Origin of the sequence: Mesorhizobium sp. C089B, assembly GCF_030323125.1 — a bacterium.
Classification (GTDB): domain Bacteria; phylum Pseudomonadota; class Alphaproteobacteria; order Rhizobiales; family Rhizobiaceae; genus Mesorhizobium.
Genome location: NZ_CP100469.1, coordinates 604791 through 629044, shown reverse-complemented (window position 1 = coordinate 629044; position 24254 = coordinate 604791). Strand labels below are relative to the sequence as shown.

The 24254-nt window shown below is 62.7% G+C and carries 26 protein-coding genes and 3 pseudogenes; 11 read left to right on the top strand and 18 right to left on the bottom strand.

Features of this window, described 5'->3' with window-relative positions; all coding sequences use genetic code 11:
• Nucleotides 1-108: 108 nt before the first annotated feature.
• Both NLY44_RS03195 and NLY44_RS03190 read left to right on the top strand, forming a co-directional pair.
• Nucleotides 109-741: a LysE family translocator gene (locus NLY44_RS03195; RefSeq protein WP_023805008.1), complete on the top strand. Its 633-nt coding sequence runs from the start codon at nucleotides 109-111 to the stop codon at nucleotides 739-741.
• Nucleotides 742-887: 146 nt separating this feature from the next.
• Nucleotides 888-1418 carry a CAP domain-containing protein gene (locus NLY44_RS03190; protein WP_460221712.1) on the top strand — a complete coding sequence of 177 codons (531 nt, stop codon included), beginning with the start codon at nucleotides 888-890 and terminating at the stop codon, nucleotides 1416-1418.
• A gap of 29 nt (nucleotides 1419-1447) precedes the next feature.
• Here NLY44_RS03190 and NLY44_RS03185 read toward each other — a convergent pair whose 3' ends face one another.
• From NLY44_RS03185 to NLY44_RS03165, 5 genes and pseudogenes are all read right to left on the bottom strand, one after another.
• Nucleotides 1448-4126 (bottom strand): EAL domain-containing protein, encoded by a 2679-nt coding sequence (locus NLY44_RS03185; RefSeq protein ID WP_023805006.1) that lies wholly within the window; start codon nucleotides 4124-4126, stop codon nucleotides 1448-1450.
• A gap of 273 nt (nucleotides 4127-4399) precedes the next feature.
• A complete protein-coding gene (locus tag NLY44_RS03180; RefSeq protein WP_023694754.1) occupies nucleotides 4400-5935 on the bottom strand; it encodes a DHA2 family efflux MFS transporter permease subunit in 1536 nt (511 codons plus the stop codon).
• A gap of 349 nt (nucleotides 5936-6284) precedes the next feature.
• A complete protein-coding gene (locus NLY44_RS03175; RefSeq protein WP_023805005.1) occupies nucleotides 6285-7457 on the bottom strand; it encodes an HlyD family secretion protein in 1173 nt (390 codons plus the stop codon).
• Nucleotides 7454-7924 carry a MarR family winged helix-turn-helix transcriptional regulator gene (locus NLY44_RS03170; protein ID WP_023805004.1) on the bottom strand — a complete coding sequence of 157 codons (471 nt, stop codon included), beginning with the start codon at nucleotides 7922-7924 and terminating at the stop codon, nucleotides 7454-7456. The genes NLY44_RS03175 and NLY44_RS03170 overlap by 4 nt, the downstream gene beginning before the upstream one ends.
• A 126-nt stretch (nucleotides 7925-8050) precedes the next feature.
• Nucleotides 8051-8258 (bottom strand): annotated as a pseudogene (locus NLY44_RS03165) (iron chelate uptake ABC transporter family permease subunit); the annotation flags it as partial.
• A gap of 129 nt (nucleotides 8259-8387) precedes the next feature.
• Between NLY44_RS03165 and NLY44_RS03160 the strand changes: the two are divergent.
• Nucleotides 8388-9220: pseudogene (locus NLY44_RS03160) on the top strand (AraC family transcriptional regulator).
• 42 nt (nucleotides 9221-9262) lie between these two features.
• Here the strand turns inward: NLY44_RS03160 and NLY44_RS03155 are convergent.
• The gene (locus tag NLY44_RS03155) at nucleotides 9263-10198 is read right to left on the bottom strand and encodes a bifunctional helix-turn-helix transcriptional regulator/GNAT family N-acetyltransferase (RefSeq protein ID WP_023805003.1); all 936 of its coding nucleotides are present in this window, start codon (nucleotides 10196-10198) and stop codon (nucleotides 9263-9265) included.
• Between the two features lie 79 nt (nucleotides 10199-10277).
• Nucleotides 10278-11465, bottom strand: a complete 1188-nt coding sequence (locus tag NLY44_RS03150; RefSeq protein WP_023805002.1) for an MFS transporter — start codon at nucleotides 11463-11465, stop codon at nucleotides 10278-10280.
• Nucleotides 11466-11635: 170 nt separating this feature from the next.
• Here NLY44_RS03150 and NLY44_RS03145 point away from each other — a divergent pair, with 170 nt between their 5' ends.
• The gene (locus NLY44_RS03145; protein ID WP_023712752.1) at nucleotides 11636-12262 is read left to right on the top strand and encodes a TetR/AcrR family transcriptional regulator; all 627 of its coding nucleotides are present in this window, start codon (nucleotides 11636-11638) and stop codon (nucleotides 12260-12262) included.
• Here NLY44_RS03145 and NLY44_RS03140 read toward each other — a convergent pair.
• The gene (locus NLY44_RS03140; RefSeq protein ID WP_023715203.1) at nucleotides 12259-13128 is read right to left on the bottom strand and encodes a hypothetical protein; all 870 of its coding nucleotides are present in this window, start codon (nucleotides 13126-13128) and stop codon (nucleotides 12259-12261) included. The genes NLY44_RS03145 and NLY44_RS03140 overlap by 4 nt on opposite strands.
• A gap of 138 nt (nucleotides 13129-13266) precedes the next feature.
• Here NLY44_RS03140 and NLY44_RS03135 point away from each other — a divergent pair, with 138 nt between their 5' ends.
• From NLY44_RS03135 to groL, 3 genes are all read left to right on the top strand, one after another.
• Nucleotides 13267-14007 (top strand): class I SAM-dependent methyltransferase, encoded by a 741-nt coding sequence (locus NLY44_RS03135; protein ID WP_286456632.1) that lies wholly within the window; start codon nucleotides 13267-13269, stop codon nucleotides 14005-14007.
• 185 nt (nucleotides 14008-14192) lie between these two features.
• Entirely contained in the window at nucleotides 14193-14489 is a 297-nt protein-coding gene (gene groES, locus NLY44_RS03130; protein ID WP_006203049.1) for a co-chaperone GroES, read from the top strand.
• Nucleotides 14490-14551: 62 nt separating this feature from the next.
• Nucleotides 14552-16207 (top strand): chaperonin GroEL, encoded by a 1656-nt coding sequence (groL, locus tag NLY44_RS03125; protein WP_023709705.1) that lies wholly within the window; start codon nucleotides 14552-14554, stop codon nucleotides 16205-16207.
• Nucleotides 16208-16278: 71 nt separating this feature from the next.
• On the opposite strand, the gene NLY44_RS03120 is transcribed toward groL, so the two are convergent.
• Nucleotides 16279-16887, bottom strand: coding sequence for a TetR/AcrR family transcriptional regulator (locus tag NLY44_RS03120; RefSeq protein WP_023804998.1), 609 nt, complete (start codon nucleotides 16885-16887; stop codon nucleotides 16279-16281).
• Between the two features lie 102 nt (nucleotides 16888-16989).
• Between NLY44_RS03120 and NLY44_RS03115 the strand changes: the two genes are divergently transcribed.
• Genes NLY44_RS03115 through NLY44_RS03105 form a run of 3 tightly spaced genes read left to right on the top strand, consistent with a single transcriptional unit; the run spans nucleotide 16990 to nucleotide 18895 of the window.
• The gene (locus NLY44_RS03115) at nucleotides 16990-18000 is read left to right on the top strand and encodes a zinc-dependent alcohol dehydrogenase family protein (RefSeq protein ID WP_023804997.1); all 1011 of its coding nucleotides are present in this window, start codon (nucleotides 16990-16992) and stop codon (nucleotides 17998-18000) included.
• 41 nt (nucleotides 18001-18041) lie between these two features.
• Complete coding sequence (locus NLY44_RS03110; RefSeq protein WP_023804996.1) at nucleotides 18042-18491, top strand: OsmC family peroxiredoxin; 450 nt, start codon at nucleotides 18042-18044, stop codon at nucleotides 18489-18491.
• 17 nt (nucleotides 18492-18508) lie between these two features.
• Nucleotides 18509-18895, top strand: a complete 387-nt coding sequence (locus NLY44_RS03105) for a nuclear transport factor 2 family protein (RefSeq protein ID WP_023697709.1) — start codon at nucleotides 18509-18511, stop codon at nucleotides 18893-18895.
• Nucleotides 18896-18966: 71 nt separating this feature from the next.
• On the opposite strand, the pseudogene NLY44_RS03100 reads toward NLY44_RS03105, so the two are convergent.
• A pseudogene (locus tag NLY44_RS03100) lies at nucleotides 18967-19481 on the bottom strand (OsmC family protein).
• A gap of 55 nt (nucleotides 19482-19536) precedes the next feature.
• Nucleotides 19537-19962: a GFA family protein gene (locus NLY44_RS03095; protein ID WP_023715197.1), complete on the bottom strand. Its 426-nt coding sequence runs from the start codon at nucleotides 19960-19962 to the stop codon at nucleotides 19537-19539.
• Between the two features lie 165 nt (nucleotides 19963-20127).
• On the opposite strand from NLY44_RS03095, the gene NLY44_RS03090 reads away from it, so the two are divergent.
• The gene (locus NLY44_RS03090; protein WP_198028961.1) at nucleotides 20128-21069 is read left to right on the top strand and encodes an AraC family transcriptional regulator; all 942 of its coding nucleotides are present in this window, start codon (nucleotides 20128-20130) and stop codon (nucleotides 21067-21069) included.
• 23 nt (nucleotides 21070-21092) lie between these two features.
• Here the strand turns inward: NLY44_RS03090 and NLY44_RS03085 are convergent, their stop codons facing one another.
• The 7 genes from NLY44_RS03085 to NLY44_RS03055 all read right to left on the bottom strand — a co-directional run bounded on the left by NLY44_RS03085 (nucleotide 21093) and on the right by NLY44_RS03055 (nucleotide 24249).
• Nucleotides 21093-21704, bottom strand: coding sequence for a LysE family translocator (locus tag NLY44_RS03085; protein WP_023671507.1), 612 nt, complete (start codon nucleotides 21702-21704; stop codon nucleotides 21093-21095).
• Between the two features lie 69 nt (nucleotides 21705-21773).
• A complete protein-coding gene (locus NLY44_RS03080; RefSeq protein WP_023697712.1) occupies nucleotides 21774-22106 on the bottom strand; it encodes a YkgJ family cysteine cluster protein in 333 nt (110 codons plus the stop codon).
• Nucleotides 22107-22158: 52 nt separating this feature from the next.
• On the bottom strand, nucleotides 22159-22323 hold the full coding sequence (locus NLY44_RS03075) for a hypothetical protein (RefSeq protein WP_023671505.1): 165 nt from the start codon (nucleotides 22321-22323) through the stop codon (nucleotides 22159-22161).
• A gap of 1 nt (nucleotide 22324) precedes the next feature.
• The gene (locus NLY44_RS03070) at nucleotides 22325-22732 is read right to left on the bottom strand and encodes a hypothetical protein (protein WP_023671504.1); all 408 of its coding nucleotides are present in this window, start codon (nucleotides 22730-22732) and stop codon (nucleotides 22325-22327) included.
• A complete protein-coding gene (locus NLY44_RS03065; protein WP_023689917.1) occupies nucleotides 22732-22956 on the bottom strand; it encodes a hypothetical protein in 225 nt (74 codons plus the stop codon). The genes NLY44_RS03070 and NLY44_RS03065 overlap by 1 nt, the downstream gene beginning before the upstream one ends.
• A 293-nt stretch (nucleotides 22957-23249) precedes the next feature.
• Nucleotides 23250-23459, bottom strand: coding sequence for a cold-shock protein (locus NLY44_RS03060; RefSeq protein WP_023671502.1), 210 nt, complete (start codon nucleotides 23457-23459; stop codon nucleotides 23250-23252).
• 460 nt (nucleotides 23460-23919) lie between these two features.
• Nucleotides 23920-24249 carry a YciI family protein gene (locus NLY44_RS03055; RefSeq protein ID WP_023804994.1) on the bottom strand — a complete coding sequence of 110 codons (330 nt, stop codon included), beginning with the start codon at nucleotides 24247-24249 and terminating at the stop codon, nucleotides 23920-23922.
• Between the last annotated feature and the right edge of the window lie 5 nt (nucleotides 24250-24254).

The window sequence follows — 24254 nt, the reverse complement described above, 5'->3', positions numbered from 1 at the left end:
CGCCGCTTTCGCCAATTTTCGACGCTGGCGCAAAGGCTCCGGCCATCATGCTCTTGCGGTGAGTCAAAACGCGTGCTCGGTATCGTCACTGCTTCCCGGAGATTGCCCGTGCCCGAAACCGCCAACCATCTCGCCTTCGCGCTGGTCTGCCTGGGCATGGTGCTGACGCCCGGGCCGAACATGATCTACCTGATCTCGCGCTCGCTGTCGCAAGGCCCCAAGGCCGGGCTGATCTCGCTCGGCGGCGTGGCGGCCGGCTTTCTGTTCTATGTCGTATCGGCTGCGCTGGGCATCACCGCGCTGCTGCTTGCCGTGCCGTTTGCCTATGACGCACTGCGCATTGCCGGCGCGCTCTATCTGCTATGGCTCGCCTGGCAAGCGGTGCGACCCGGCGGGCGCTCACCATTCCAGGTGCGCGAACTGCCGAAGGACAGGCCGCGCAAGCTGTTCGCGATGGGCCTGATGACCAATCTCCTCAACCCCAAGGTGGCGGTGCTTTATCTGTCGCTGCTGCCGCAGTTCATCTCGCTGGGCAAGGGCCATGTGCTGTCGCAGCTTCTGGTGCTCGGCGCCACGCAGATCTCGATCAGCCTGACCGTCAATGCCATCATCGCGGTAACGGCCGGTTCGATCGCGACCTTCCTTGCCGGACGGCCGCTATGGATGGTCATCCAGCGCTGGATGATGGGCACGGTGCTCGCCGCGCTGGCGCTTAAAATGGCGACCGACGCGCAACGCTGATCGGAGGCAACGCGCCGAGACTACATCGGCCGCCGACCTTCCCATTCGAATCGGCCGGCCGAACCTGCACGGAGGCCAGCGATTGAGATTTTCGCAGCCCTGCCCGGCAAAAGCCATGATCGCCGCTAAGTCAGGCAGGCATGACAATGATCTGCACCACCAATTACCCGCTCGCGCAAACCCACTCTGGCGCAGCAAGTCCAAAACCAAACAGGCGCCTGCTGCTGATCGGCCTTGCAGCCATGGCCGGCCTCGCTGCTTGCAGCACGGTCTCGGTGCCGACCGGCGAAGGCGCCGGTGTCTCGTCCTCCGCCACCGCGACGCTGGCCGGCATCCGAGCTTCGGCCGGACTGCCGGCGCTGGTGCCGGACGCCCAGCTCGAGCAGGCCGCTCGGCAGCAGGCCGGCTATATGGCCTCACGCGAACGCATGAGCCACACGACGGGCTGGGGAAAGGATTTCGCGTCGCGGATGAAGGACAATGGCGTGCGGGGCGCCGCCGCCGAGAACATCGCGGAGGGCCGCTTCGACCAGCAGAAACTGTTCGACATCTGGATGCATTCGGCCGGCCACCGCCGCAACATGCTCGATCCGGATTTCAGCCGCTTCGGCCTCGCCTATGTACGCGACGGGCGCGACAGCGCCATCCGCTACTGGAGCCTGGTGCTCGGAAAGTAGAGACCAGCGGCTACGACGCGAGCCGGCCATCAGCCTTTCGCGATCAACTTGCCGATATCCCCGGCCGACAGCGGTTTGCTGAAATAATTGCCCTGCACCTCGTCGCAATTGTTCTTGCGCAAGAAGGCGACCTGGTCTTCCGTTTCGACACCTTCGGCCAGCACCCGAAGGTTCAACTTCTGCCCCAGGGAAATCACGGCGCCAGTGACCGCTTGATCGTTCTCGTCGGTCGCGAGATCGTTGATGAAGGACTTGTCGATCTTCAGCCGCGCCACCGGAAACGTCTTGAGAGCGCTGAGACTGGAATAGCCTGTTCCGAAATCGTCGATCGATATCTGCACGCCGAGCTTTTGCAGTCCGTTCATCGTTGCGACCGCCAGCTCGAAATCCTGCATGATCAGGCTTTCCGTCACTTCGAGCTCGAGATACCTCGCCTCCAGGCCGCTTTCCTTCAATGCGTTGACGACGCGGTCGATCAGGTTCTTCTCCCGGAACTGCCGCGCCGACACGTTGACGCAGACGGTTACGGGCGGCAGACCGGCGCGCTGCCAGGCTTTGTTCTGCCGGCAGGCTTCGTGCAGGATCCAGTCGCCGAGCGGCACGATCAGCCCGGTCTCCTCGGCGGTCGGGATGAACATCGCCGGCGAAACCAGGCCTCGCGTCGGGTGGTTCCAGCGCACCAGCGCTTCGACGGCGAAAACCTGCCCCGATCGCAGATCCACCTGTGGCTGATAATGCAGAGCGAATTCCGACCGGGCGAGCGCGTTTCGCAATTCCTCCTGAAGCAGGAATTTTTCATGTGCCGTTGAGTTGAACTCCGGGGCATAGAACTGGAAATTGTCGCGGCCGAATTCCTTGGCGCGATACATGGCGGCGTCGGCATTGGCCAACAGCGTATCCGGGCTGGTCCCGTCCTTCGGGTAATTTGCGATGCCGATGCTGGCCGTCGTTCTCAGCCGATGCTCTCCGACAAGAACCGGTTCCGCGATCGCATCCCTGATCGTCTGCAGGGTTTCCGAGACCACATCGACATTGGTGGTTTGGTCGAACAGGACGATGACAAATTCGTCGCCGCCAAGCCGCACGACGGTGTCGGTGGCCTTCACGCATCCAACCAAACGGCTGGCGACGGTCTTGAGGAGTTCGTCGCCGGCATTGTGGCCAAACGTATCGTTCACCAGTTTGAAATTGTCGAGATCGATGAACACTACCGTCATCCAGCGATTGTATCGCTGCGCGTAGAGGACCGCCTGGGAAAGCCGATCCTCCAGCAAAGCGCGATTGGGCAGGCCGGTCAGCGCATCATGGTTGGCCATGAAGTGGATCTGGTCTTCCGCCAGTTTGCGCTCGATCGCGATGCCGGCAATGTGTGTGGTGAACTCGATCAGGCGGGTCTCGGCATGGGTGGGTTCGCGCACGGTCATCGAATACATGGCAAAGGCGCCCAACACGACGCCCCGATGCGACAGGATCGGGGTTGACCAGCACGAACGATAGCCATGGGGTGCCGCCAGTTCGCGGTAATCGTCCCAAAGCGGATCCTGCAGAATATCGGTAACAATGACCGCTTCCCGCCGGTAGATGGCGGTTCCGCAGGATCCCACCTTGGGACCGATGGCCGCCCCATCGATGGCGCTCGTATAGGCTTTCGCCAGGCCCGGCGCCGCACCGTGACGCAAATGAATGCCGTCCTTGTCGAGCAGCAGGACGGAACCGAATATCCCCTTCAACTGAGCCTCGACGAAGCGCATGAGGCGGTCGAGCACGTCCTCCAGCGGCGCGCTCGTGGCAATCATTTCGAGGATCTGCGCCTGCCCGCTGCGAAGGACATCCGCCTGCTTGCGGGCGGTGATGTCGTGGGCGATGCCAACCAGGCCGAAGATTTCATTTTGGCGATTGCGCAACGGCACCTTCGTCGACGAAAGCCATTTGCCGTTCCCCGACGCATCGACGACAAACTCTTCCGCGTCGATCATTGGTTGTCCGCTCTTGAGCAGGCGCTGCTCGACCAGGCGAAATTTCCGCGCAACTTCCGGGGGGTGGAGATCAAAATCGGTCAAACCGATCATGTCGCTGGTCTTGTTGCGGCCGCTATCGGTCGCAAGGGCGCTGTTGACCACGACGAAACGGCTTTGCGTATCCTTGACCCAGAGATAATCGGGCACCCAGTCGATCAGCGCCTGCAGCGAAATGCGCTCGTCGACGATCTGCCGATTGGCGAGGAGTTCAGTGATGTCCTCATGCGTGGCGATCCAACTGCCATCGGGCATGGGCTGGTTACGGATCTGGATTGTGCGACCATCGACAAGTTTGGCGGTCCAGAGCCGCGAAGCCTTGCCCGAATTGATCGAGCGAGCCGTTGCGAGATAGGTGTCGGCGGCCGTCGCCGCCGTGCCGGCGGCAACGCGGCGTTCGACTATTTCGCTCAGTGTCACGCCAGGCCGCAATTCCTCGGGCGCAATGCGGTAGATTTCCGCATAGCGCCGGTTGCTCAGGATCAGGCGTTCATCGGCATCGAAAAAGCAGATGCCTTGCGAAATATTCTCGATCGCAGTCTCGAAGCGCAGGGTCTGCCCTTCGAGACCCGCAATGGTCGTGCGAAGTTCTCCCTCGAGCGTATCGTAGGAAACGTCAGCCAGTCTTGCCAATGCGGCTACGCCCACCGGCCCGCGCGCCCCGACGGATCTTCTGGATGACTTCGTGACCAAACAGACCTCCTCCGGTTTGGCACCTGAAACAAGAAAGGGCCTCTGTCGTGCCAGACGAAAGTCGACTGACAATGTTACAGATGTGCTAATTCAAGATGAACTGTAACGGAATTGGAGGCGTCAGCAACCAGATACCAAAGGTGCAAATGTCATTTCAAATCAACTTCCAACGGCTCATTATCGATATTCTTTTGCACACGCGGGTTTTGACGATCATCCGAGCAACAATCATCAGGGGCAACCAGCTTGCTGCCAGCGCTACCGGCGCCCGCCTCAATCCATATGCGCGGCAGGAGCGGCCGCGCCGGCCGGAGCGGTCTTCGGCTTGCGCAGCAGGAAGACAAACGGAATGGCAACCAGCGTCATCACCATCAGCAGTTTGAAGTCGTTGACGTAGGAGATCATCATCGCCTGGATGTTGACCATGCGGTCCACCTGCGAAAGTGCCGTCGGATCGCCGCCTGCTGCCGCCGGCGAGGCCGCCCACAAATTGGGGTTGAACGGGTTGATGAAAGCCGACAGTTCGGTGTGATTGACCTGCGTGTTGCGCACCATGAGAACCGTCACCACCGACACGCCGATCGACGAACCGAGATTTCGAACCAGGCTGAACAGGGCCGTGGCGTCGGTGCGGAAGCGCACGTCGAGCGTGGCGAAGGCCACCGTCGACAGCGGCACGAACACCATGCCCATGCCGAGGCCCTGGATGACGCCGGAGCTAAGGATCAGCCAATTGTCCATCTGCGGCGTGAAGGAGGACATGGTGTAGAGCGACTGCGCGGTGAGCAGAAAGCCGATGACGACGAGGATCCGGGCGTCGATCCTGCTCATGAGCCGCCCAACGACAAGCATCGAAATCATCGTGCCGACACCGCGCGGCCCCAGGACGACGCCGATGGTCACGGTCGGATAGCCGAAGATGGTCGACAGCATCGGCGGCAGCAGCGACATCGAGGCCAGGATCAGCACGCCCATGACGAAGATGAAGGCCAGACCGGTGACGAAATTGCGGTCGAGGAAGATCTTGGGGTCGATGAAAGGACGTTCCGCCGTCAGTGTGTGGATGATGAACACCCAGAAGCCGGTGATCGAAAGAGCAAGCTCGATCCAGATTTCGACCGAGGAAAACCAGTCGACCTCGCCGCCGCGGTCGAGCAGCAGCTGCAGTGCGCCGACGCCGAGCGAAATCATGGCGAAACCGAAGAAATCGAAGCTGCGTATCCGCCGGGCAATGACCGGCAAATAGGCTGCCATGCCGAGGAAGGCGATGATGCCGACCGGCAAATTGATGAAGAACACCCAGCGCCAGTTGAAATTCTCGGTCAGCCAACCGCCCAGCGTCGGACCCAGGATCGGCCCCAGCATGATGCCGGCGCCCCAGATGGCCATCGCCTGGCCGTGGCGTTCCCTGGGGTTGATGTCGAGCAGGAAGGTCTGCGACAGCGGCACGATGGCTGCGCCGAACACGCCCTGCATCAGCCGGAAGAACACAATGCTCTCCAGGCTCCAGGCAATGCCGCACAGCATCGAGAACACGGTGAAGCCGACAACCGCCGCCAGGAACAGTTCCTTGCGGCCGAAGCGGTCGGCCAGCCAGCCGGTCACCGGCGTCATGATCGCGGCGGCAACGATGTAGGAGGTCAACACCCAGTTTATGTTGTCGGGCGACGCGCCGAGGTCGCCGGTCATGGTCGGCAGCGCGACATTGGCAATCGTGGTGTCGAGCGCCTGCATGACCGTCGCCAGCATCAGCGCCACGGTGATCAGGCCGCGATGCGGCACTTCCTTGAAAGGTTCTGGTGTGGTCATGATGCGGAACTTCCGACAGGTTACAAAAACGTGTACATTAGGTTTCCGGGCGGCGAGGCCTTCTCTGGTGAAGAGACCCTCATCGCGGTGGGACGCGATCTATCGATGTGGGGGTTACATCGATCGAAGGTCTCGACACATCAGGCGCTTGCCGCCCGGAAATCCAAGGTCCGAAGGATGGGCGCCGAGATGGTCCAGGTTCTGGGCAGGCCGCGATGCGGCCCGGTCCAATCCACCCCTCGTTCAACCTGCCGTCGGACCGATCCTGTCATCTCAACTTCACCTCGCCTGCGGCGGGCGTTCTGCCGGGCCGTGATCCTGCTTTTCGAGATCACGGTCCATTCACAGTCTATTGTGCTTCGCCTGCGGTGGCGTGGCCGAAGATAGCGGGGAACCCGCGAGCAACGCCGGTATCCACCGTAACCGAGGCGCTCATGCCGGTGCGCAGCGCCATTTTGGCGTCGGCATCGGTCAGTTCCAGGCGCACCGGAATGCGCTGCGTGACCTTGACCCAGTTGCCGGTGGCGTTTTGAGCTGGCAGCAGCGAAAACTCCGCGCCGGTGCCGGCGCCGATCGCCTTGACGGTGGCCTCGAAAGTTCTGCCCGGATAGGTGTCGACGACGATCTCGGCCTTCTGGCCAGGCTCCATGTGGGTAAGCTGGGTTTCCTTGAAATTGGCATCGATCCAGGTGTCGCCGGTCTCGACCAACGCAAACAGCGGCGTGCCGGAACCGACATACTGGCCGATCTTGAACGAGGAGGCCTGGCTGATGACGCCGTCGGCCGGCGCCTTGACCGTGGTCTGCGCCAGATCGTAGGCGGCCTTGTCGCGCGCGGCGAGTGCGGCCATCACCGTCGGATGCTTGTCGGTCTCGATATCGGGATTGCCGGCGAGAGCCGCCTTGGCGCTGATGATGCCTTGCTCGGCAACGGCCAGTTGCTGCCTGGCCTTGTCGAGATCGTTCTTGGCCTCGTCCAGCGACGATTTGGCGTTGATGCCCTTCTGGGCAAGGTCGGCGGCGCGGTCATACTGCGACTGCGCGTAGTCGACCTGGCTGGCATCGGACTTTTCCTGCGCCAGCGCCTGGCTGTAGGCGGCGCGCAGCTGTTCGATACCGACGCGTGCGACTGCGACCGCCGCGTCGGCCTGCGCCAATGCAATCCGGTAGGGCTCGGGGTCGACGGCAAACAGCACATCGCCCTGCTTGACCTGCTGATTGTCCGAGATGCCGACCTGAACGATGCGGCCGGCGGTGTCCGAGGCGATCGACACCTTGGCCTGCTGCAAATTGGCGTTCTCGGTTTCCTGATAGCGGCCGCCGGTCACCCAGACATAACCGCCACCAATGGCCAGCGCGGCCGGCAGGGCGACCATCAGCAGCAAGCGGCCGAGGCGGCGCTTCTTGACCGGAGCCGGAGTGGGCTGCACCGGGGGAGCCACCGCGACAGGTGCTGCGGCAACCGGCTGCGCCGGCGTGTCGAGCTTGCTTACATTCTCGTCTAGCTTGACTGCCGCGTTCATGCTGCTGCCCCTTCCGTACTCTTCAAGGACGACGTCTCGCCGTCCGCCAGGTTTTGCACGATGGTGTCCAGCGCCCGGATCAGGATGCGGCGATCGTCCGGCGAAACCCCGACCAGCGATTCCTCATAGACTTCGCCGGCCAGGCTTTTGACCTCGGCATAGGCCGCGTTCGCCTTGGCGGTCGGGAAGATCATGCGCACGCGCCGGTCAGTTGCGTCGGAGCGCCGTTCGATCCAGCCGCCCTCCTCCATCCGGTCGACGAGGCGCGAAACGCTGATCGGCTCGATTTCGAGAAGTTCGGCGAGGCGAGCCTGGGCGACACCGGCCTCCTTGGCGACGCGAACCAGAAGCCGCCATTGTGCCGAGGAAAGGCCAAGACCGCTGGCGCGCGCCTCGAAGCGCTTGCGCATGAGGCGCTGCACGTCGTGGATCAAAAAGCCCAATCTATCTATGCCGTCGGAAACCATGAGCGGTATATATTATAAGCGTGCTTACCATTCAAGGCGCCGCATTGCGCCAGAGCCGAAAAAGAGGGATGGCAGCCATGCAGATGCGGTCATGGCACAGTCAATAACGGTTGCGGATGACCTCCCGACCGTGACGTGAATTGCCGTCGAGAACGCCGCGAGGAGAAAGGTCGTCATGCGCGTCCCCGCCAATGCACACCTAGGCTTTCGGCGGCATTTTCGCCGGCGGGGAAGGCATCGAGCCGGCGGTGGTTCCACAGGGCATAGGCAAGGATGGTGCCCGCACCCAGCGCGCCCGGATATTGTCCCAGCGAGCCAGGCCGAGGCCGCCCAGCAGCGGCTTTCCACGATGGTGACCTGCCACAGTCGACCAGCGCCCTTCGATTTTACGACAGGCGCAATTTCGATCAAACTGGCCTCGCAAAAAGCCGGCAGCATGGTGTGGCCAAATGCGAGGAGACTCATGAACCCGACCGAGAAAGCGCTGTGGTTTGTCGAGAGCCATTTGCCGGAAGCGATCTCGCTTGAGGATGTCGCGCAAAGCAGCGGCGTCTCGCGCTTTCATGTGACGCGCGCCTTTGGCGCCGCCACCGGCCGTTCGGTGATGGGCTATATGCGCGCGCGCCGGCTGACCGAAGCGGCGCGCAAGCTGGCTTCCGGCGCGCCCGACATCCTCGCGGTCGCGCTCGATGCCGGCTACGCCTCGCACGAAGCCTTCACCCGCGCCTTCCGCGATCAGTTCGGCACGACGCGGAACTGGTGCGCGCGCAGGGCAGCCTCAGCAATCTCGACCTGGTGGAGCCGATCCTGATGGACCAGTCCTTCCTCGCCTCACTGCCGCCGCCGCGCTTCGAGACCGGCCGTCCCTTCCTCATTGCCGGCCTCGGCGAGCGCTACAGCTGCGAAACCAGCGCGGCTATTCCGATGCAGTGGCAGCGCTTCGGTCCCTATATCGGCAACATTCCGGGCGAGACCGGCGACGTCGCCTATGGCGTCTGCGTCAATGGCGACGATGCCGGCAATTTCGACTATATCGCCGGCGTCGAAGTTTCGGATTTCTCGGACCTGCCGAAGGTGCTTTCGCGGGTGCGGGTGCCGGCGCAGAAATACGCCGTGTTCACCCATGCCGAGCACATCTCCACGATCCGCCGCACCGTCAACACGATCTGGAACAAATGGCTGCCGGCCTCGGGGCACGATATAGCCGACGGCCCCGAATTCGAACGCTACGGCCCGGAGTTCGATCCGCGCAGTGGCAATGGCGGGCTGGAGATATGGATTCCGGTTAGAGTGTGAGAGCGTTTGCGCGCGATCTTGCCTTCTTCCGGTGAAAAGGCGCTACAGCTCCAGGTTCCAGTTCTGGCCGACCAGATCCTTGCCGAAGGCGTGATGGCGCTCTTCGTCCACCAGCCTGAAGCCCGCACTCTCATAGATGTGCCGGGCGGCGGTCAAAATGTCGTTGGTCCACAGGGTCAGCGTCTTGTAGCCCCTGGCGCGGGCGAAGCCGATGCACTCCTCGACCAGCCGTTTGCCGATGCCGAGGCCGCGCGCCGAAGGCTCGACATAGAGCAGGCGCAATTTTGCCACCTCGTCGGACTTGCGCACGACGAAGACCGAGCCGACTACCTCCTCTTGCCGCTCGGCAATCCAGCTGCGTTCCCATTCTGGATCGAAGGATTTTACGAAGGCGCCGAGGATTTCGGCGACCAGCGCCTCGTAGGTTTCGTCCCAGCCATAGTCCTGTGCGTAGATCTGTCCTTGGCGGCGCACCACCCAGCCGATGTCGCCGACCTGCAAGGGGCGCAGCATATACGGCACTTTGGACTCCGGGCTGTCGCCCAGGAGTTGCTGCACCGTCTGCATGGCCTTGACCAGCCGGTCCTGTTCGGCAGCAGGAAGCCGCTCCAGCAAGGCCGCGACCTGGTCGTGCGAAGCCCGGTTCAGCGGCGCGAAGGCCTGCCGCCCCACCGGCGTCAGCGTGATCGACGACTGCCGCGCATCCGACGCCAGCGGCGCGCGTGCAATCAGCTGCAGGTGCTCGAACTTCTTCAGGAGCCGGCTGACATAACCGGCGTCGAGGCCGAGATCGCGGATGAGATCGCTGGCGGTCAGGCCATCGCGATGCGCCAGTTCGTAGAGCACCCGCGCCTCGGTCAGCGAGAAGGCGCTTTTCAGCAGGCCTTCGTCGAGCAGACCTATCTGGCGGGTGTAGAAGCGGTTGAAAGCCCGCACCGCGTCGATGCGTTCCTTGCCGGGTTGATGATGGATCGTCATGGGAAGCCTCCTGCCCATCAACGATCGGTCATTTATTTGACTTAGTCAAGTATCGAGGAGATGCTCCCCCGGTCGTGTCTTAGGCGATGGCGCGGCGGCGCCGTGCGATCAGGACGAACAGGCCGAGCAGCACGACGCTGGCCGCAGCACTGGCGGCGGCAAATTCCGGCACCGGCCGAAAATCCTTGCCGTCGATCAGCAGCGATGCCGCGACCGGGCCGATCGCCAGACCGAAAAGCTGGGCCGCCGGCACCAGAAGCACGGCCGTGCGCGTCTCGTCGGCGGTGATCGCCAGCCGGATCTGATAGGGCACGATGAACAGAAGGATGAAGCCCATGATCAAGGCCGCGACCCAGAAAACCGTCAGGCCGGGGCTGCCGGCGAGCATCACGGAACTGGCGACGGCGACCACGCCGATCGCCACGATGGCGAAGCGGTAGTCGATGCGCGCCTCGAAGACGGTAGCCGTCATTGCGCCCAGCACCTGCAATGCGAGGCTGGCCGAGACGATCAGGCCGACGCTGCGGCCATCGATGCCGTATTGTGCGCCAAGCGGCTCGAGAAACGCCCAGACCGAGCCGAAGAACATGAAGTAGCAGAAGACGCACAGCAAAGCGGCAAGCGAAGGAACGGTCAGCACATTGCTGAACTGTTCCTCCTTGGGCAGGTCGGCATAGCTATCGGGGACGATGAAGGCGACCGCCACCGAGGCGATGCAGACGACGGCAAGGACGATGAAGCCGCCTGCCGATCCGGCGGCCGGGATGACGTAAAGTGCCAGCAGCAGGGCAAGGGCGCATTGCGCCAGGGTCTGAAGGGTGACGAAGAAGCCGCCGATGCGCTCGGCCCGGCGCGAACGGGCGATCAGTTCCGTGGCGACCGCCACCAGCCCACCCTCGGCGAGGCCCGCCACCGCGCGGGCGGCAATCAGCGAGGTCGAGGTCAGCGCATAGGCGGTCGCGCAGTTAGCCAGCGCCAGCAAGAGCAAAAGGCAGGCACTTTTCGAGCGCATATTGTGGGCGGACAGCATCATGGCGATGGCCGCCGATCCGATGCCGATGGCGATCATCTCCGCCGTGGCGACCAGCGCGAGTTCGTCACCGCTGACATGCCCTTCGGTGTAGAGCGCGCCGAGAAGCACCGGCTGCAGCCCGAGAATGAGCAGGCCGACCGAGCCGATCCACAATGCCGAGGCGAGTTGCGCCCCAGTGGGGTTGCCGACCAGCCAGTCGCCGTTCCCGGCATCCGCGTTACCAGCAGAAGTCACGGTCGCCTCCCAACGTCCTTGCCTGACGGCAAAAAAACTGACAGTCTGTCAGCATTTAGAAACTGATACTCGATCATATTCGTTTGTCAATCAGTAGCGGGACTTGGCACCAACAAGGCTGGGGATGGTCTTGGCGATCGAATGGTCTGGGCGATCGAGAGGATGGCGGCATGAACGAAGCAGTGCAGATGACGACCGAACCGAGGCGCAGGCCCAAACAGGAGCGCAGCCGCGAGCGCATCGACGCCATCCTGTCGACGACCATGCGGCTGATCGGCGAGAAAGGCATCGACGCCGTCACCATGAAGGAAGTCGGCGCACAGGCCGGCGGGCCGATCGCCACCGTCTATCATTACTTCCCCAACAAGTCGGCGATCCTGGCGATGCTCTACGAGCGATTCTCCGAAGTGAGCCGCGCCCGGCTTGCCGCGATCGTTGCCGACGTCGGCGGGCTGAGCGACGTTATCGCTGCGGCCGACCGGCTGCTCGACGACTACTATGAGCGCGTCGCCGGCGACCCCGCCATTCAGGACCTGCAAAACGCCATCCAGGCTGACAAGGCGCTGAAGAATCTCGACATCGCCGAAACCCGGCACCAGGCGACGATGTTCTGCGACCATGTCGGCCCCTTTCTCGCGCCAGAGCGACGCAATGAGTTCGGCCGTATGGTTTTCCTGATCTTCCAGCTGGCCGGCGGCGTCGTGCGCATGGCGCTGACCCAGGACCAGGAGGAAAGCCGCCACACCATCGAGGACTACCGGTCGATCATCCATACGCAGTTGGGACTGTTTCTCTAGCGCCCGATTCGACCCCGTCCGGTCTGGTGGATGAGGTTTTCGAAGCCGTCGGCCAGGTTGGCTGTGCCGGCGGCAACAATCTTCGACAGGTTCCTGGCGCGACCTGGGGTCTTGTTGGCATCGAGCAGCACGGCCCTGCCCTCATGCACGACAAAGTCGAATTTGCCATAGTCGAAGCCCAGCTTCCGACGCAAGGCGCGCAGTTCGTCGGGAACCGCAACCGGCTGCCGGCGGACGGTGTCGTCGCCCTTGACCAGGCGCTGCGGCGAGACATAGCGGGTGCAGCGCTCCCGATCGCCGCAGAATATCCAGAACCGCGCCGCAAACCCGTCGGGCTCGATTTCGGGAATGAATTTTTCCACGATCAGGTCGGCACGCCTGAAAATCTCCGGCGCCACATCGGCCAGCGAGGCATGCACCTGATAACGGTCGAAGGTCTGAGCGCCCGGGAAAGGCACTGCCTTGCCGGCGCGAACGGATTTTCGGTTGAGCTGCTCCTCGGGCGTCCCCCAATGATTGAGGTTGCTCTTGACGATGACCTGACCGCTCCAGTTGGCACCCTCCTCGAGGATCGCACCGCTGATGCGGCGCTTGGAAATGTCGGTTGCACCAAGATTGAGACAAATCGGAAATCCGCGCGCGTAGTCGACATAGTCCGATGGCGTCACTGTCGCGTCGACATGCAGGACGGCAATATCGGCGTTATGACTTGCCGAGGGTCCACGCATGATCTGCACGGAGTGACCGCGCCGTTTCAGCTCCGCCAGGACGTCGAACAGCATGTAGGGGCTGTCCTGGCGCAGCAGGAGGCCCCGCCGGCTCTGGAAGCGGTCAAATTCATGCGTTATGACGGCAATGCGGGCCATGGCCTTTCCTGCATGAGGTAACTCGCAAGGCAACCAACAGCCTGGAAGGAAATATGTCCAGCCTTTCCCCAAACCGTTCCGCATGACTGAGCATTGGGACGCAATTCGCCGTCATTGGCGGCTTCTCGGGTCGCCGCTGTGTCCACCCCGGAAGCTGTCGCCGCCTATGAGCGCGAACTTAGCCTGCAATCAGTCGATGTGGTGCTGCTCGGGGTCACGCCGGAGCTTGCCGGCCTCGGAAGGACCATGCTCGCGATCGACGAGTCCACTGCCATGATATCGGGCATCTGGCCGGGCGATACCGCCTCACGCAAGGCGGTGATCGGCAACTGGCTGGAGTTGCCGCTGGGCGACGAAAGCGCCGGGGCGGTGATCGGCGACGGCTGTCTGTCGGCGCTGGACTCCTCGGTTGCACGGCAGGCGCTGCTTGCCGAGATCGCGCGTGTGCTGAAGTCCGATGGGCGGGCTGCATTGCGCGCCTATGCAAGCCCTCAGGTGCCGGACGATCTGCAGGAGGTCCGGGCGCTGACGCTGTCCGGTGGTGTCGCGACCTTCCACGAACTCAAATGGCGCATTGCCATGGCTTGTGCCGGCGGCGATCCCGACCGCGCCATTCCGGTGCGGGCGATCCTCGACGCCTTCGATGCGCTGTTTGCCGACCGGGAGGCCCTTGCCGCGACGACCGGATGGGAGATGCCGGTCATCGGCACCATCGATGTCTATGCGAATTCGCAGACTGTCTACAGTTTCGCCCCGGCGGCGACGCTGGTCGAAGAGGCGAGCCGGTTTTTTGACAGTGTCCGCCTCGCGCCGACAGGGACCTATGGGCTGGCTGAACGCTGTCCGCTTCTGGTGCTTAAATCGCCGCGGCGCCGGTAGGGTCTGCCGTCGGATCGCGGCACGGCTCCAATTGGCACAATTGTGCTCACCGTTCGCCTTGACTCTCGAAAGCCACGCGCTTATTTCAGCGCGACGTTAGCACTCTCCCCAGGTGAGTGCTAACGCACATCCGGCACCGCCGGATCGAGGAACAGCTCTCACCGTTCTCATTCGAGGAAGAAAAAATGGCAAAGTCGAAGTTCCGCCCGCTTCATGACCGCGTGGTCGTACGCCGGGTCGAATCCGAATCCAAGACCGCCGGCGGGATCATCATCCCGGATACGGCAAAGGAAAAGCCGCAGGAAGGCGAGATCATCGCTGTCGGCTCCGGCGCTCGTGACGAAGCCGGCAAGCTGGTCCCGCTGGACGTCAAGGCCGGCGACCGCATCCTGTTCGGCAAGTGGTCGGGCACCGAAGTCAAGCTCAATGGCGAAGACCTTCTGATCATGAAGGAATCCGACATTATGGGCATCATCGGCTGATCATCGGCCTCACCGTCAACTAATTTCGGGCTTGATCGCAAGCCCCTGCCAGGAGCTAAAAAATGGCTGCTAAAGACGTAAAATTCTCCCGCGACGCCCGCGAGCGCATGCTGCGCGGCGTCAACATCCTCGCCGACGCAGTGAAGGTCACGCTCGGCCCCAAGGGCCGCAACGTCGTCATCGACAAGTCGTTCGGAGCACCGCGCATCACCAAGGACGGCGTCACCGTCGCCAAGGAAATCGAGCTTGAAGACAAGTTCGAAAACATGGGCGCGCAGATGGTCCGCGAAGTTGCTTCGAAGACCAACGACATCGCCGGCGACGGCACCACGACCGCGACCGTTCTGGCGCAGTCGATCGTCCAGGAAGGCCACAAGGCCGTTGCCGCCGGCATGAACCCGATGGATCTGAAGCGCGGCATCGACCTGGCCGTGACCGAAGTCGTCGCGGCTCTCGGCAAGGCTGCCAAGAAGATCAAGACCTCCGAGGAAGTTGCCCAGGTCGGCACGATCTCGGCCAATGGCGACGAGTCGGTCGGCGCCATGATCGCCGAAGCGATGCAGAAGGTCGGCAATGAAGGCGTCATCACGGTTGAGGAAGCCAAGACCGCCGAGACCGAGTTGGAAGTCGTCGAAGGCATGCAGTTCGACCGCGGCTATCTCTCGCCCTACTTCGTCACCAACGCCGACAAGATGGTTGCCGAGCTCGAGGACGTCTACATCCTCCTGCACGAGAAGAAGCTGTCCAACCTCCAGGCCATGCTGCCGGTTCTCGAAGCCGTCGTGCAGACCTCCAAGCCGCTGCTCATCATCTCGGAAGACGTCGAAGGCGAGGCTCTGGCCACGCTGGTCGTCAACAAACTGCGTGGCGGCCTGAAGATCGCCGCCGTCAAGGCGCCGGGCTTCGGTGATCGCCGCAAGGCCATGCTGGAAGACATCGCCATCCTGACCGGTGGCCAGGTCATCTCGGAAGACCTCGGCATCAAGCTCGAGAATGTCGGCCTCAACATGCTCGGCCGCGCCAAGAAGGTGTCGATCTCCAAGGAGAACACCACCATCGTCGACGGCGCCGGCAAGAAGGCCGAGATCCAGGGCCGCGTTGCCCAGATCAAGCAGCAGATCGAAGAGACCACGTCGGACTACGACAAGGAGAAGCTGCAGGAACGTCTGGCGAAGCTCGCCGGCGGCGTTGCGGTGATCCGTGTCGGCGGCGCGACGGAAGTCGAAGTCAAGGAAAAGAAGGACCGCGTCGATGACGCCCTCAACGCGACCCGTGCGGCCGTGGAAGAAGGCATCGTTGCAGGCGGCGGCGTCGCTCTCCTGCGCGCTTCGGCCAACATCAAGGTCACCGGCGTCAATGCCGACCAGGCTGCCGGCATCAACATCGTTCGTCGTGCACTGCAGGCTCCGGCCCGTCAGATCGCTTCGAACGCAGGTGCTGAAGCTTCGATCGTCGCCGGCAAGATCCTCGACAACAAGGGCGCGACCTACGGCTACAACGCCCAGACCGGCGAGTATGGCGACATGATCGCCATGGGCATCGTCGACCCGGTCAAGGTCGTTCGCACCGCTCTCCAGGACGCGGCTTCGGTCGCCGGCCTGCTCGTCACCACCGAAGCCATGATCGCGGAGGCCCCCAAGAAGGAGTCTGCTGGCGGCGGCATGCCTGGCGGCATGGGCGGCGGCGGCATGGGCGGCATGGGCGGCATGGATTTCTAATCCAAGCTATCTGGCTTATGCATACGGAAAGGGCGCCGAGAGGCGCCCTTTTTGTTTTGGAAAGCGGATGGTTAGGCGGCGCTGTCCGCCTGCCGCGCAACCTTGCCTGCAAGCACCGCCTGCTCGACAAGCGCCGCGACCTCGTCGGCCACCACCAGCACCGGGCCACGATCGCGGGTGGCCCTCGCAATCACCATCAGCCCTTCCAGCGAGGATTCGACCAGCAGTGCCAGGGCATGCGCCCGGCGTTCGGGCACTCCTGCCCTGACAAAGGCCTGTCGCAGCAAGCCGATCCATTGCTCGAAAGCCGATCGGCAGAGTTCCGCCAGTTCCGGCACATCGGGGGGTGAATCCAGCACCACCGGCGCGATGGGGCAACCCAGCGAAAAATCATTGTCCTCCAGCATGCGCCCGACCGACTGGTAGATGTGATGGACGGCCACTGCAGGATCGCTCTCGGCTGCCAGTGCTTCGCCCAGCCTTTTCGTGACGTCGGCAACGCTGTTGCGCGTCACCTCGATGACCAGTTGGTCCTTGCCGCCTGGGAAATGAAAATAGAGCGAGCCGCGCGGCGCCCCGCTGGCGCCCAGAATGTCGTTGAGCGAGGTGCCGTGATAGCCGCGCTGCCTGAGCAACAGGCCTGTGGTCTCGAGTATGCGGGTGCGGGTGTCGTTGGCCATGTCAACCTCTGTCAGCAGTGACGCATTATAGGCCTTGCCAAGAATATGACAATCGGTCTATATAATATGTGGATCAGTCTATATACTATTAAGGAGAGTGACATGCGCAGCTACCGTCTCGAAGGGTTTGGTGGAACCGAATCCCTGGCGATGCGCGACGAGGCGCGGACGGAACCGAAACCGCATGAGATCGTGGTGCGAGTCCGCGCCGCCTTGCTCAATCGGCGCGACACGATGATCCTTGGCGGCACCTATCCCTTGCCGGCGCGGCAAGGCATCGTGCCGCTGAGCGACGGAGCCGGTGACGTCGTCGCAATCGGCGATGCCGTCACCCGTTTTGCCGTCGGCGACCGCGTCACCGGCAGCTACTTCGCCCGCTGGATCGATGGCCGCATCAATGCCGGTCTGATCGACCAGCTCGGCTGTACGCTTGACGGCATGCTGACTGAGTTTGCCGTGCTCGACGAACAATGGGCGGCGCGACTGCCCGATCATCTGAGCTGGCACGAAGCGGCGACGCTGACCTGCGCCGGCGTGACGGCCTGGAACGCGGTGACCGGGACCCGGATTCCGAAGCCTGGTCAATGGGTTCTCACCATCGGTTCGGGTGGCGTTTCGCTGTTTGCTCTGCAGTTCGCCAAGTTGCTCGGCTGCCGGGTTGTCGCCATCACATCGCGCGCGGAGAAGGCCGACAGGCTGCGGGCGCTGGGCGCCGACCTCGTTGTCTCCAGCACCGACATACCGGAATGGGGCGGCTGGGCGCGCGAGCAGACAGGCGGAGTCGACCTCGTCGTCGAAACCGGCGGCCCGGCCACCTTCGCGCAGTCGCTGATTGCCAGCACGCTTTATGGACACATCGTGCTGCTGACGCTGCAGGACGCCAGTGGCAGATCGATCGAGATGCCGGCAGCGCTTTATCAGCGCAGCCTCGCCACCATCAGCCGCCTGTTCGTCGGCAGCCGCAGCAATCTTGAGGCCATGCTGCGCGCCGTGTCGCAGCATCGCCTCAAGCCCGTTGTCGACAGGGTCTTCCCCTTTGCCGAAGCCCCCGAAGCGTACCGCCACTTCCAGCAGGGCGACGTGTTCGGGAAGGTTGTCATCGACTGCGCCTGACCCAATTGCCCGCTTTTCAACCCCGAATCAGGAGAACGACCATGACCATCCGTGAAGCTTCCGCAGAATGGCAAGGCACGCTGAAGGAAGGCGGCGGCCGTCTGCGGCTTGGCAGCGGCGTCTTCGAAGGCGCCTATTCCTTTCCGTCGCGGTTCGAGGACGGTCCGGGCACCAATCCCGAAGAGCTGATCGGGGCAGCACATGCCGGCTGCTTCTCGATGGCGCTGACCTTCATCCTCGGCCAGGAAGGCCACGTCGCCCGCACCATCCGCACCGTCGCCAAGGTGCATCTCGGCGCGACCGCCGCCGGGCCGACGATCACCCACATCGAGCTCGAAACGGAAGCAGAGATTCCCGGCCTTCAGCCTGCCGAATTCCAGCGTATGGCGGAGACGGCGAAGACGACCTGCCTTGTCTCTCGCGCTTTGGCCGGCGTTACAACCATCACCCTCAAGGCCGAGCTGGCCGCCACCACTGCCACGGAACAATGAAAACCAGGAGATATGAGATGAGCCAGGACAGCATCACGAGCATTCATCCGGGCGACCACTCTAGCCAGACGGCCGAGATCATGCGTCGCTTCAACGATGTGTTCCAGTTGCACGATCCGTCCGCGCTTGCCGAGTTGGTGGCGCAGGATTGCGTTATCGAAAACACCGTGCCGGCGCCGGACGGCGCCCGCCATGCCGGCAAAGAGGCATGCATTGACCTATGGTCGGCGATCGCCACCCAGCCCGGCACGCGCTTCGACCTCGAGGAAACCTTCGTCGCCGGTGAACGGGCGACGATCCGCTGGCGCTACTTCATGGCCGACGGCAACTCCATCCGCGGCGTCAACCTGATGCGTGTCGCGGACGAGCTGATCGTCGAGGCGATGGGTTACGTCAAAGGATAGAAGCGTTGCCCGGCACTCCCGTTCCCAGCCCGGAATCTCGCTCAAGTCGAGTTTCCGGGCCGGTTTTCTGGTCACTGGATGACGCGGTGCAGCTTCACCGTGGTGCTGGGACTATTCTGGATGGTCTGGAAGATCACGCAATAGCGATCCGTGAGTTCGAGCAGTTGGTCGAGCTGACTTTGGGGAGCGTCGGTGTCGATGTCGAACCGCAAGCGGATTTCCTTGAAGCCGACTGGAACACCCGCAGTGACGCCGAGCGTGCCGCGAAGATCGACGTCACCTTCCGCGGAAACTTCGGCGGACCTGATCGGAATTTCGAGCACGGCCGCCGCCGCGCGCATCGAGACACCGGCGCATGCGATCAGCGCCTCCAGCAGCATGTCGCCGGAGCACAGTTCCTGGCCGCTGCCCCGGCCATCGGATGGATGCCGGCAAGCGCCAGCCCGCGTCCGGTCTCGACCTTGCAGGTCACGGTGGACGCGTCGGCGACGCCTTTGGCCTTCAAGGTGAGGAACGCGGCCTTCGCATCCCTGCGATAGAGATCCTTGATCGGCTCCTGCGTGGCGCGAAATGTTGCGATTTCCATGAACAATCTCCTGTCTTGAATTGTCGTTGTCAAAATGGCGAGCAGTGGCCGGGCCTTATTCCGGCACCGCGATGCCGGAGCCGCCGAGCTCAGCCGGAAAGTCCCTGAGCTTGGGCAGCCCGTCCTTCATCGGCAGCACGGTCTCAGCGTAGTTGACGTGAACTCCAGGCGTGAATTTCACGCCTGGTATCGTTGCCGCATAGACATCGACCAGGCCGAGCGGCGGATGAACGGTCATCAGATGACCACCGCATTTCGTGCAGAACTGGCGATCGCTCATTTCGGTCTTCTCGAACCCGGACAGGAACTCCGCGCCCCCGGTGACCTTGACGTTCTGAGGCTTCCACAGCGTGAATGCGTTCACGGGAGACGCCGACCACGATCGACACGAACCGCAATGGCAATAGCCCATTGCCTCGGCGGCTCCGTGCACTTCGATTTCCACAGCGCCGCAAAAACACCCGCCCTTATGTACCGTCATGATATTTGTCCCTGGTTGGTTTCGACAGCACTCAGCGCCCACTCTCGGCAGCGCTTGAGCACCGGTGCAGGTTTAGGAGTTCTGGCCGCGAACTGAATGATACGGCGTCCGCCTCGCTTGACAGCGCGTCCGGAACTCGAAAGGGATGGCTGGCCGGCTAGCCGGGTGCGGGACGAAACCGAATGGCCGGGGATGCTCTGTCTGACCTGTTCGCCGGCGCCATCGTCCATCCTGCCGAAGATCCTGCCCGGTGCGGACCATCTGATCTCCTACCATGTGGTAACGGCCGGTCGCTGCTTCGCGCGCATCGTCGGCCAGGAAGCGATCGCGCTGGAGGCAGGCGAAGTCGTCGTCTTCACCAGGAGCGACCCGCATATTATGTCCAGCAATCCGGCGCTGCGCGCCGATCCGCCGACAGCCGACGTTCTCGACATCGCAACATCCAGCCGGATGCCGTTTTACATCAACTGCGCCGGCGACGGCGCGACCTCGGCCAGGCTGGTTTGCGGCTATCTCGCCTGTGATGCACAGCCATTCAATCCCCTGCTCGAGGCTTTGCCGCCGGTGATCAAGGCCGGAGATGCCAAAGGCGATGGCGGCTGGCTCAGCCAGTTCATCAACCTGGCTGTCACGGAGGTGGCGCAAAAGCGCGCAGGCAGTGAAACGGTGCTCACCAAACTGAGCGAACTGATGTTTGTCGACGTGTTGCGCCGTTACTTGGAATCGCTGCCGCCACAAACCACGGGATGGCTGGCTGGCCTGCGCGATCCAAACCTGGCGAGGGCACTGGCGCTGATCCACGACCGGCCGGCGCATAACTGGACGGTGGAGGCGCTGGCGAAGGACTCCGCGCTGTCGCGCAGCGTGCTCGCCGAACGCTTCACCAGGCTGGTCGGCATGCCGCCAATGCATTATCTCGCCAAATGGCGCATGCAGATCGCCTCGGAGCTGCTCAGCGCCGGCACCAGTAACATGGCCAGCATTGCCGCTGAAATCGGCTACGAATCCGAGGCAGCGTTCAGCCGCGCCTTCAAGAAGATGATCGGCCTTCCGCCCTCGGCCTGGCGTCTAGGCATCCGGACCGGATCCGGAACCGACGAAGAGTAGGCCGAGGCCTGGCAGCTCCTGTTCTATCGATCAGCCAGCGCCAGCTTGGCGCCAAGCATGACAAAGGCGCCGGCGAAGGTGCGGCGCATCCAGGTCAGCACCATCGGCCGCGACACGACATGGCTGCGGATCGAGGCCGCAAAGATGCCGTAAGCGACGAAGACGACGAAGGTCAGTAGCATGAAGACGCTCGAGAGTTCGAGCATCTTGGCAAATGCGTTCGGTTCGGTCGTGCTGACGAATTGCGGCAGGAAGGCAAAGAAGAAGATCGACAGCTTCGGGTTCAGGATGTTGATCAGGATACCGGAGGTGATGACCTTGGCTGCCGAGCGGGGTGCCGCGTTTTCATCGACGCTCAGGCCGCCCTTCTCGTTCAGCGTGTTCCAGGCCATGTAGAGGAGATAGGCGACGCCGAGATATTTCAGCGTCTCGAAGGCGACAGCACTTGTGTGCAGCAGCGCCGCCAAGCCGGTGATGGCGGCGGCCATATGCGGGATGATGCCAAGCGTGCAGCCGAATGCAGCAGTGATCGAGGCGCGCGCGCCTCGCGAAAGCCCGGCGCTCAGCGTGTAGAGAACGCCGGTGCCGGGCGAAGCCACGACGATCAGCGACGTCAACAGGAATTCGATGCTCATGGTTCCTCCAACGCCCTGCCCGTAGTGGAAGCTATCGGGGGATGTGGGATGAGGCAAGGTGGGCGTCGGCTAGATCGTTGGCATCCCGTGCGCCTTGCGCGCCATCAGGCAATCGTCGCCGCCAGGCATGCAGGCGTGGCAGACGTCCGGGCGGATCTCGTAGATGCCGCAGGCCGTGTGCTTGCCGATCTCGCCCGTAAGCGCCGAACAGCGGACGCCCTCGCAGCGCATCCCGGACAGGTCGGCGGACACGAACTTTTCCGGAATCCGGTCAAGTTGCGCATCGTCCTCGGTCGAGAAGCGCGGCCATTCGGCCGAGTAGGAGCAGCAGGCGCCGCAGCTCTGGCAATCGAAAACCGGCTGGCCGTCCTGTTTTGACGACCGGATATCCCTGGCGGCCAACGCGACCAGCCCAGGCGCTGCGAGATTGCGATCGGCTTGGTGCGGCAAGGCGCTATTTCTTCTTGCCTGCCTTGCCCTTGGGCGTGGCGGCTGGCGCCTCGAACAGATCGGTTGCCGACGGTTCGGCGGCCTTCGGCGCGGCAGCGGGCTTGGCCTGCTTTGCAGTGGCAGCAGCCGGCGCTGCCGGCTGGTCCTTGGTGGAAAACTTTATGGCCATGTCAGTCCTCGTCGGAAAAGCGGGATGATGGTGCGCGCGGATTGCGCAAGCGGCCGATCAGCGCCGAGACCGCCGTGATGTTCATTTCCTCGGGCGACCAGTTCCTCGCCTCGGCAATGTGGTGCGCCGCCAGTTCGCGATGCGTGCTGCCGCTATAGGCGGCATCCTGGTAGGTCACGCGCTCCTGGGTCTTTTTGTCCTCGCGGACATATTCGACCAGATAGTTCGGAGCTTCGGCACGGCCGCGCACGCCGACGCGCACCTGGGCATCGCCATGCGCGCGCTTGCAGCGCTCGAGCTTTTCCAGCACACGGCGGACATATTCGACCGGCTTGTCCAGGCCCGGGACCATGGACGCGATGGTCGCATCGGCATCGATCGGCGTCGGCGGTACGCGCTTGGTGGCCATCAGCGTTTGCCTGCCCGCTTTGGCAGCGCCGCAAGGACTGCGGCCGCTGCCATGTCGTCGGCTTCCTTTTCCTTGCGCAGTTCGCGCAAGCGCGCGGTCTTGGCTTCGCGCGCCTCGCTGACGGCATCACGCTCGGACAGGATGCGGTTGAGTGACATCGACTGGGTTTGCGTCTTGCTGAACAGCGAGCCGGCCTGGTCGGCGGTCTTGGATTGAGTGGTCAAAACTTTCTCCTGTCGGGAGCCTGGTGCCGATAGAGCGAGAGCGGTCTTCGATTTCGACCAAAGCAATACGGCAGCGGGGCAGTATGGGCGGTTCAGATTGCTGGAGCGTCCCTTAGCACGTTCCGACCGGCGTGCGGCGCACTTTTAGCGGCACGACGCACAAAATGAAAAAGGCCAGGCACCGCCTGACCTTCCATGAAAGCGCCGCGCATCCAGTTGGATGCGCAAGGCGCTCCTTTCAGCCTTTCATCGGTGCCAGTACATCCGTGGTCACCGGAAGGCCGAATTCCTTATCAGGCCGCCTTCAACTGGTCGGCGGACATCTTGCCTGACTTGTTGTCGCGGGTCATCTCGTAGCCGAGCTTCTGGCCCTCGACGATGTCACGCATGCCGGCGCGCTCTACGGCCGAGATGTGGACAAAAACGTCGGCGGAGCCGTCGTCAGGCTGAATAAAACCAAAACCTTTGGTGGCGTTGAACCATTTCACTGTGCCGGTGGCCATGAAGAACCCTTTCCCTGGCAAATATTCGTTCACCATCGTGCGACTGCACAACAGCGTTTTGTCTCGATTTTTGATGGGGAAGTTCGTCAAAGGCGCGCATCATGCGCGGATAACAAAAGTCGGTCAAACAAATATCGACATGTTTCTTATAGACTTCTTTTAGCGCCGAGTCAATTTCTGGTTTGGCCGGAGCCCAAATTCAACCTGAGGGTGCCTGAGGCATAAGCCTCAACTGACGAGGTGGCGGAGCTCAAGGCGTTCCAAAAAATATTCCACGCCCCGGAACCAATCGCAAGCCGGCGCATTTCCGTGGTGTCAGCAATTCAGAGAACAATCTCGGTAATGCTGGCAAAAGAACGCCTCCCGCACATTAAACGGTGCGAGAGGCGTTCTTGTATGTGCCGTTGTCTGACACAATTCCCAAGGGAAAACCGTTTCACATCCATAAACTTACGCTCGCCTACAGGATCGCGCTGATCAGCGGCAGGATCTCGTAGTGGAAACCGCGGCCGGAGCTCGACACCGGATCGCCGTCGGTGACCGCTCTTGCCTCGGCTTCGCTGCCGACACGCAGGATCAGCAGACCCCAAGGGCCGGCCGGGTCGGCGACCGGCCCGGCCAGGATCATGGTGCCCTCGGCAAGCTTGCCGCGCAGATAGTCGGCATGCCGGCCCATCAACTCCCTCTGCTCCTCCGTCAGGGTGAAGGCGAAGTCCGGCCGAGGCGGGATCAGCCGGCAGTGGAAGATTGTTGGCGCGGCAGTCTCACGCGGTCCATCATTGCTGGCCATCGGTC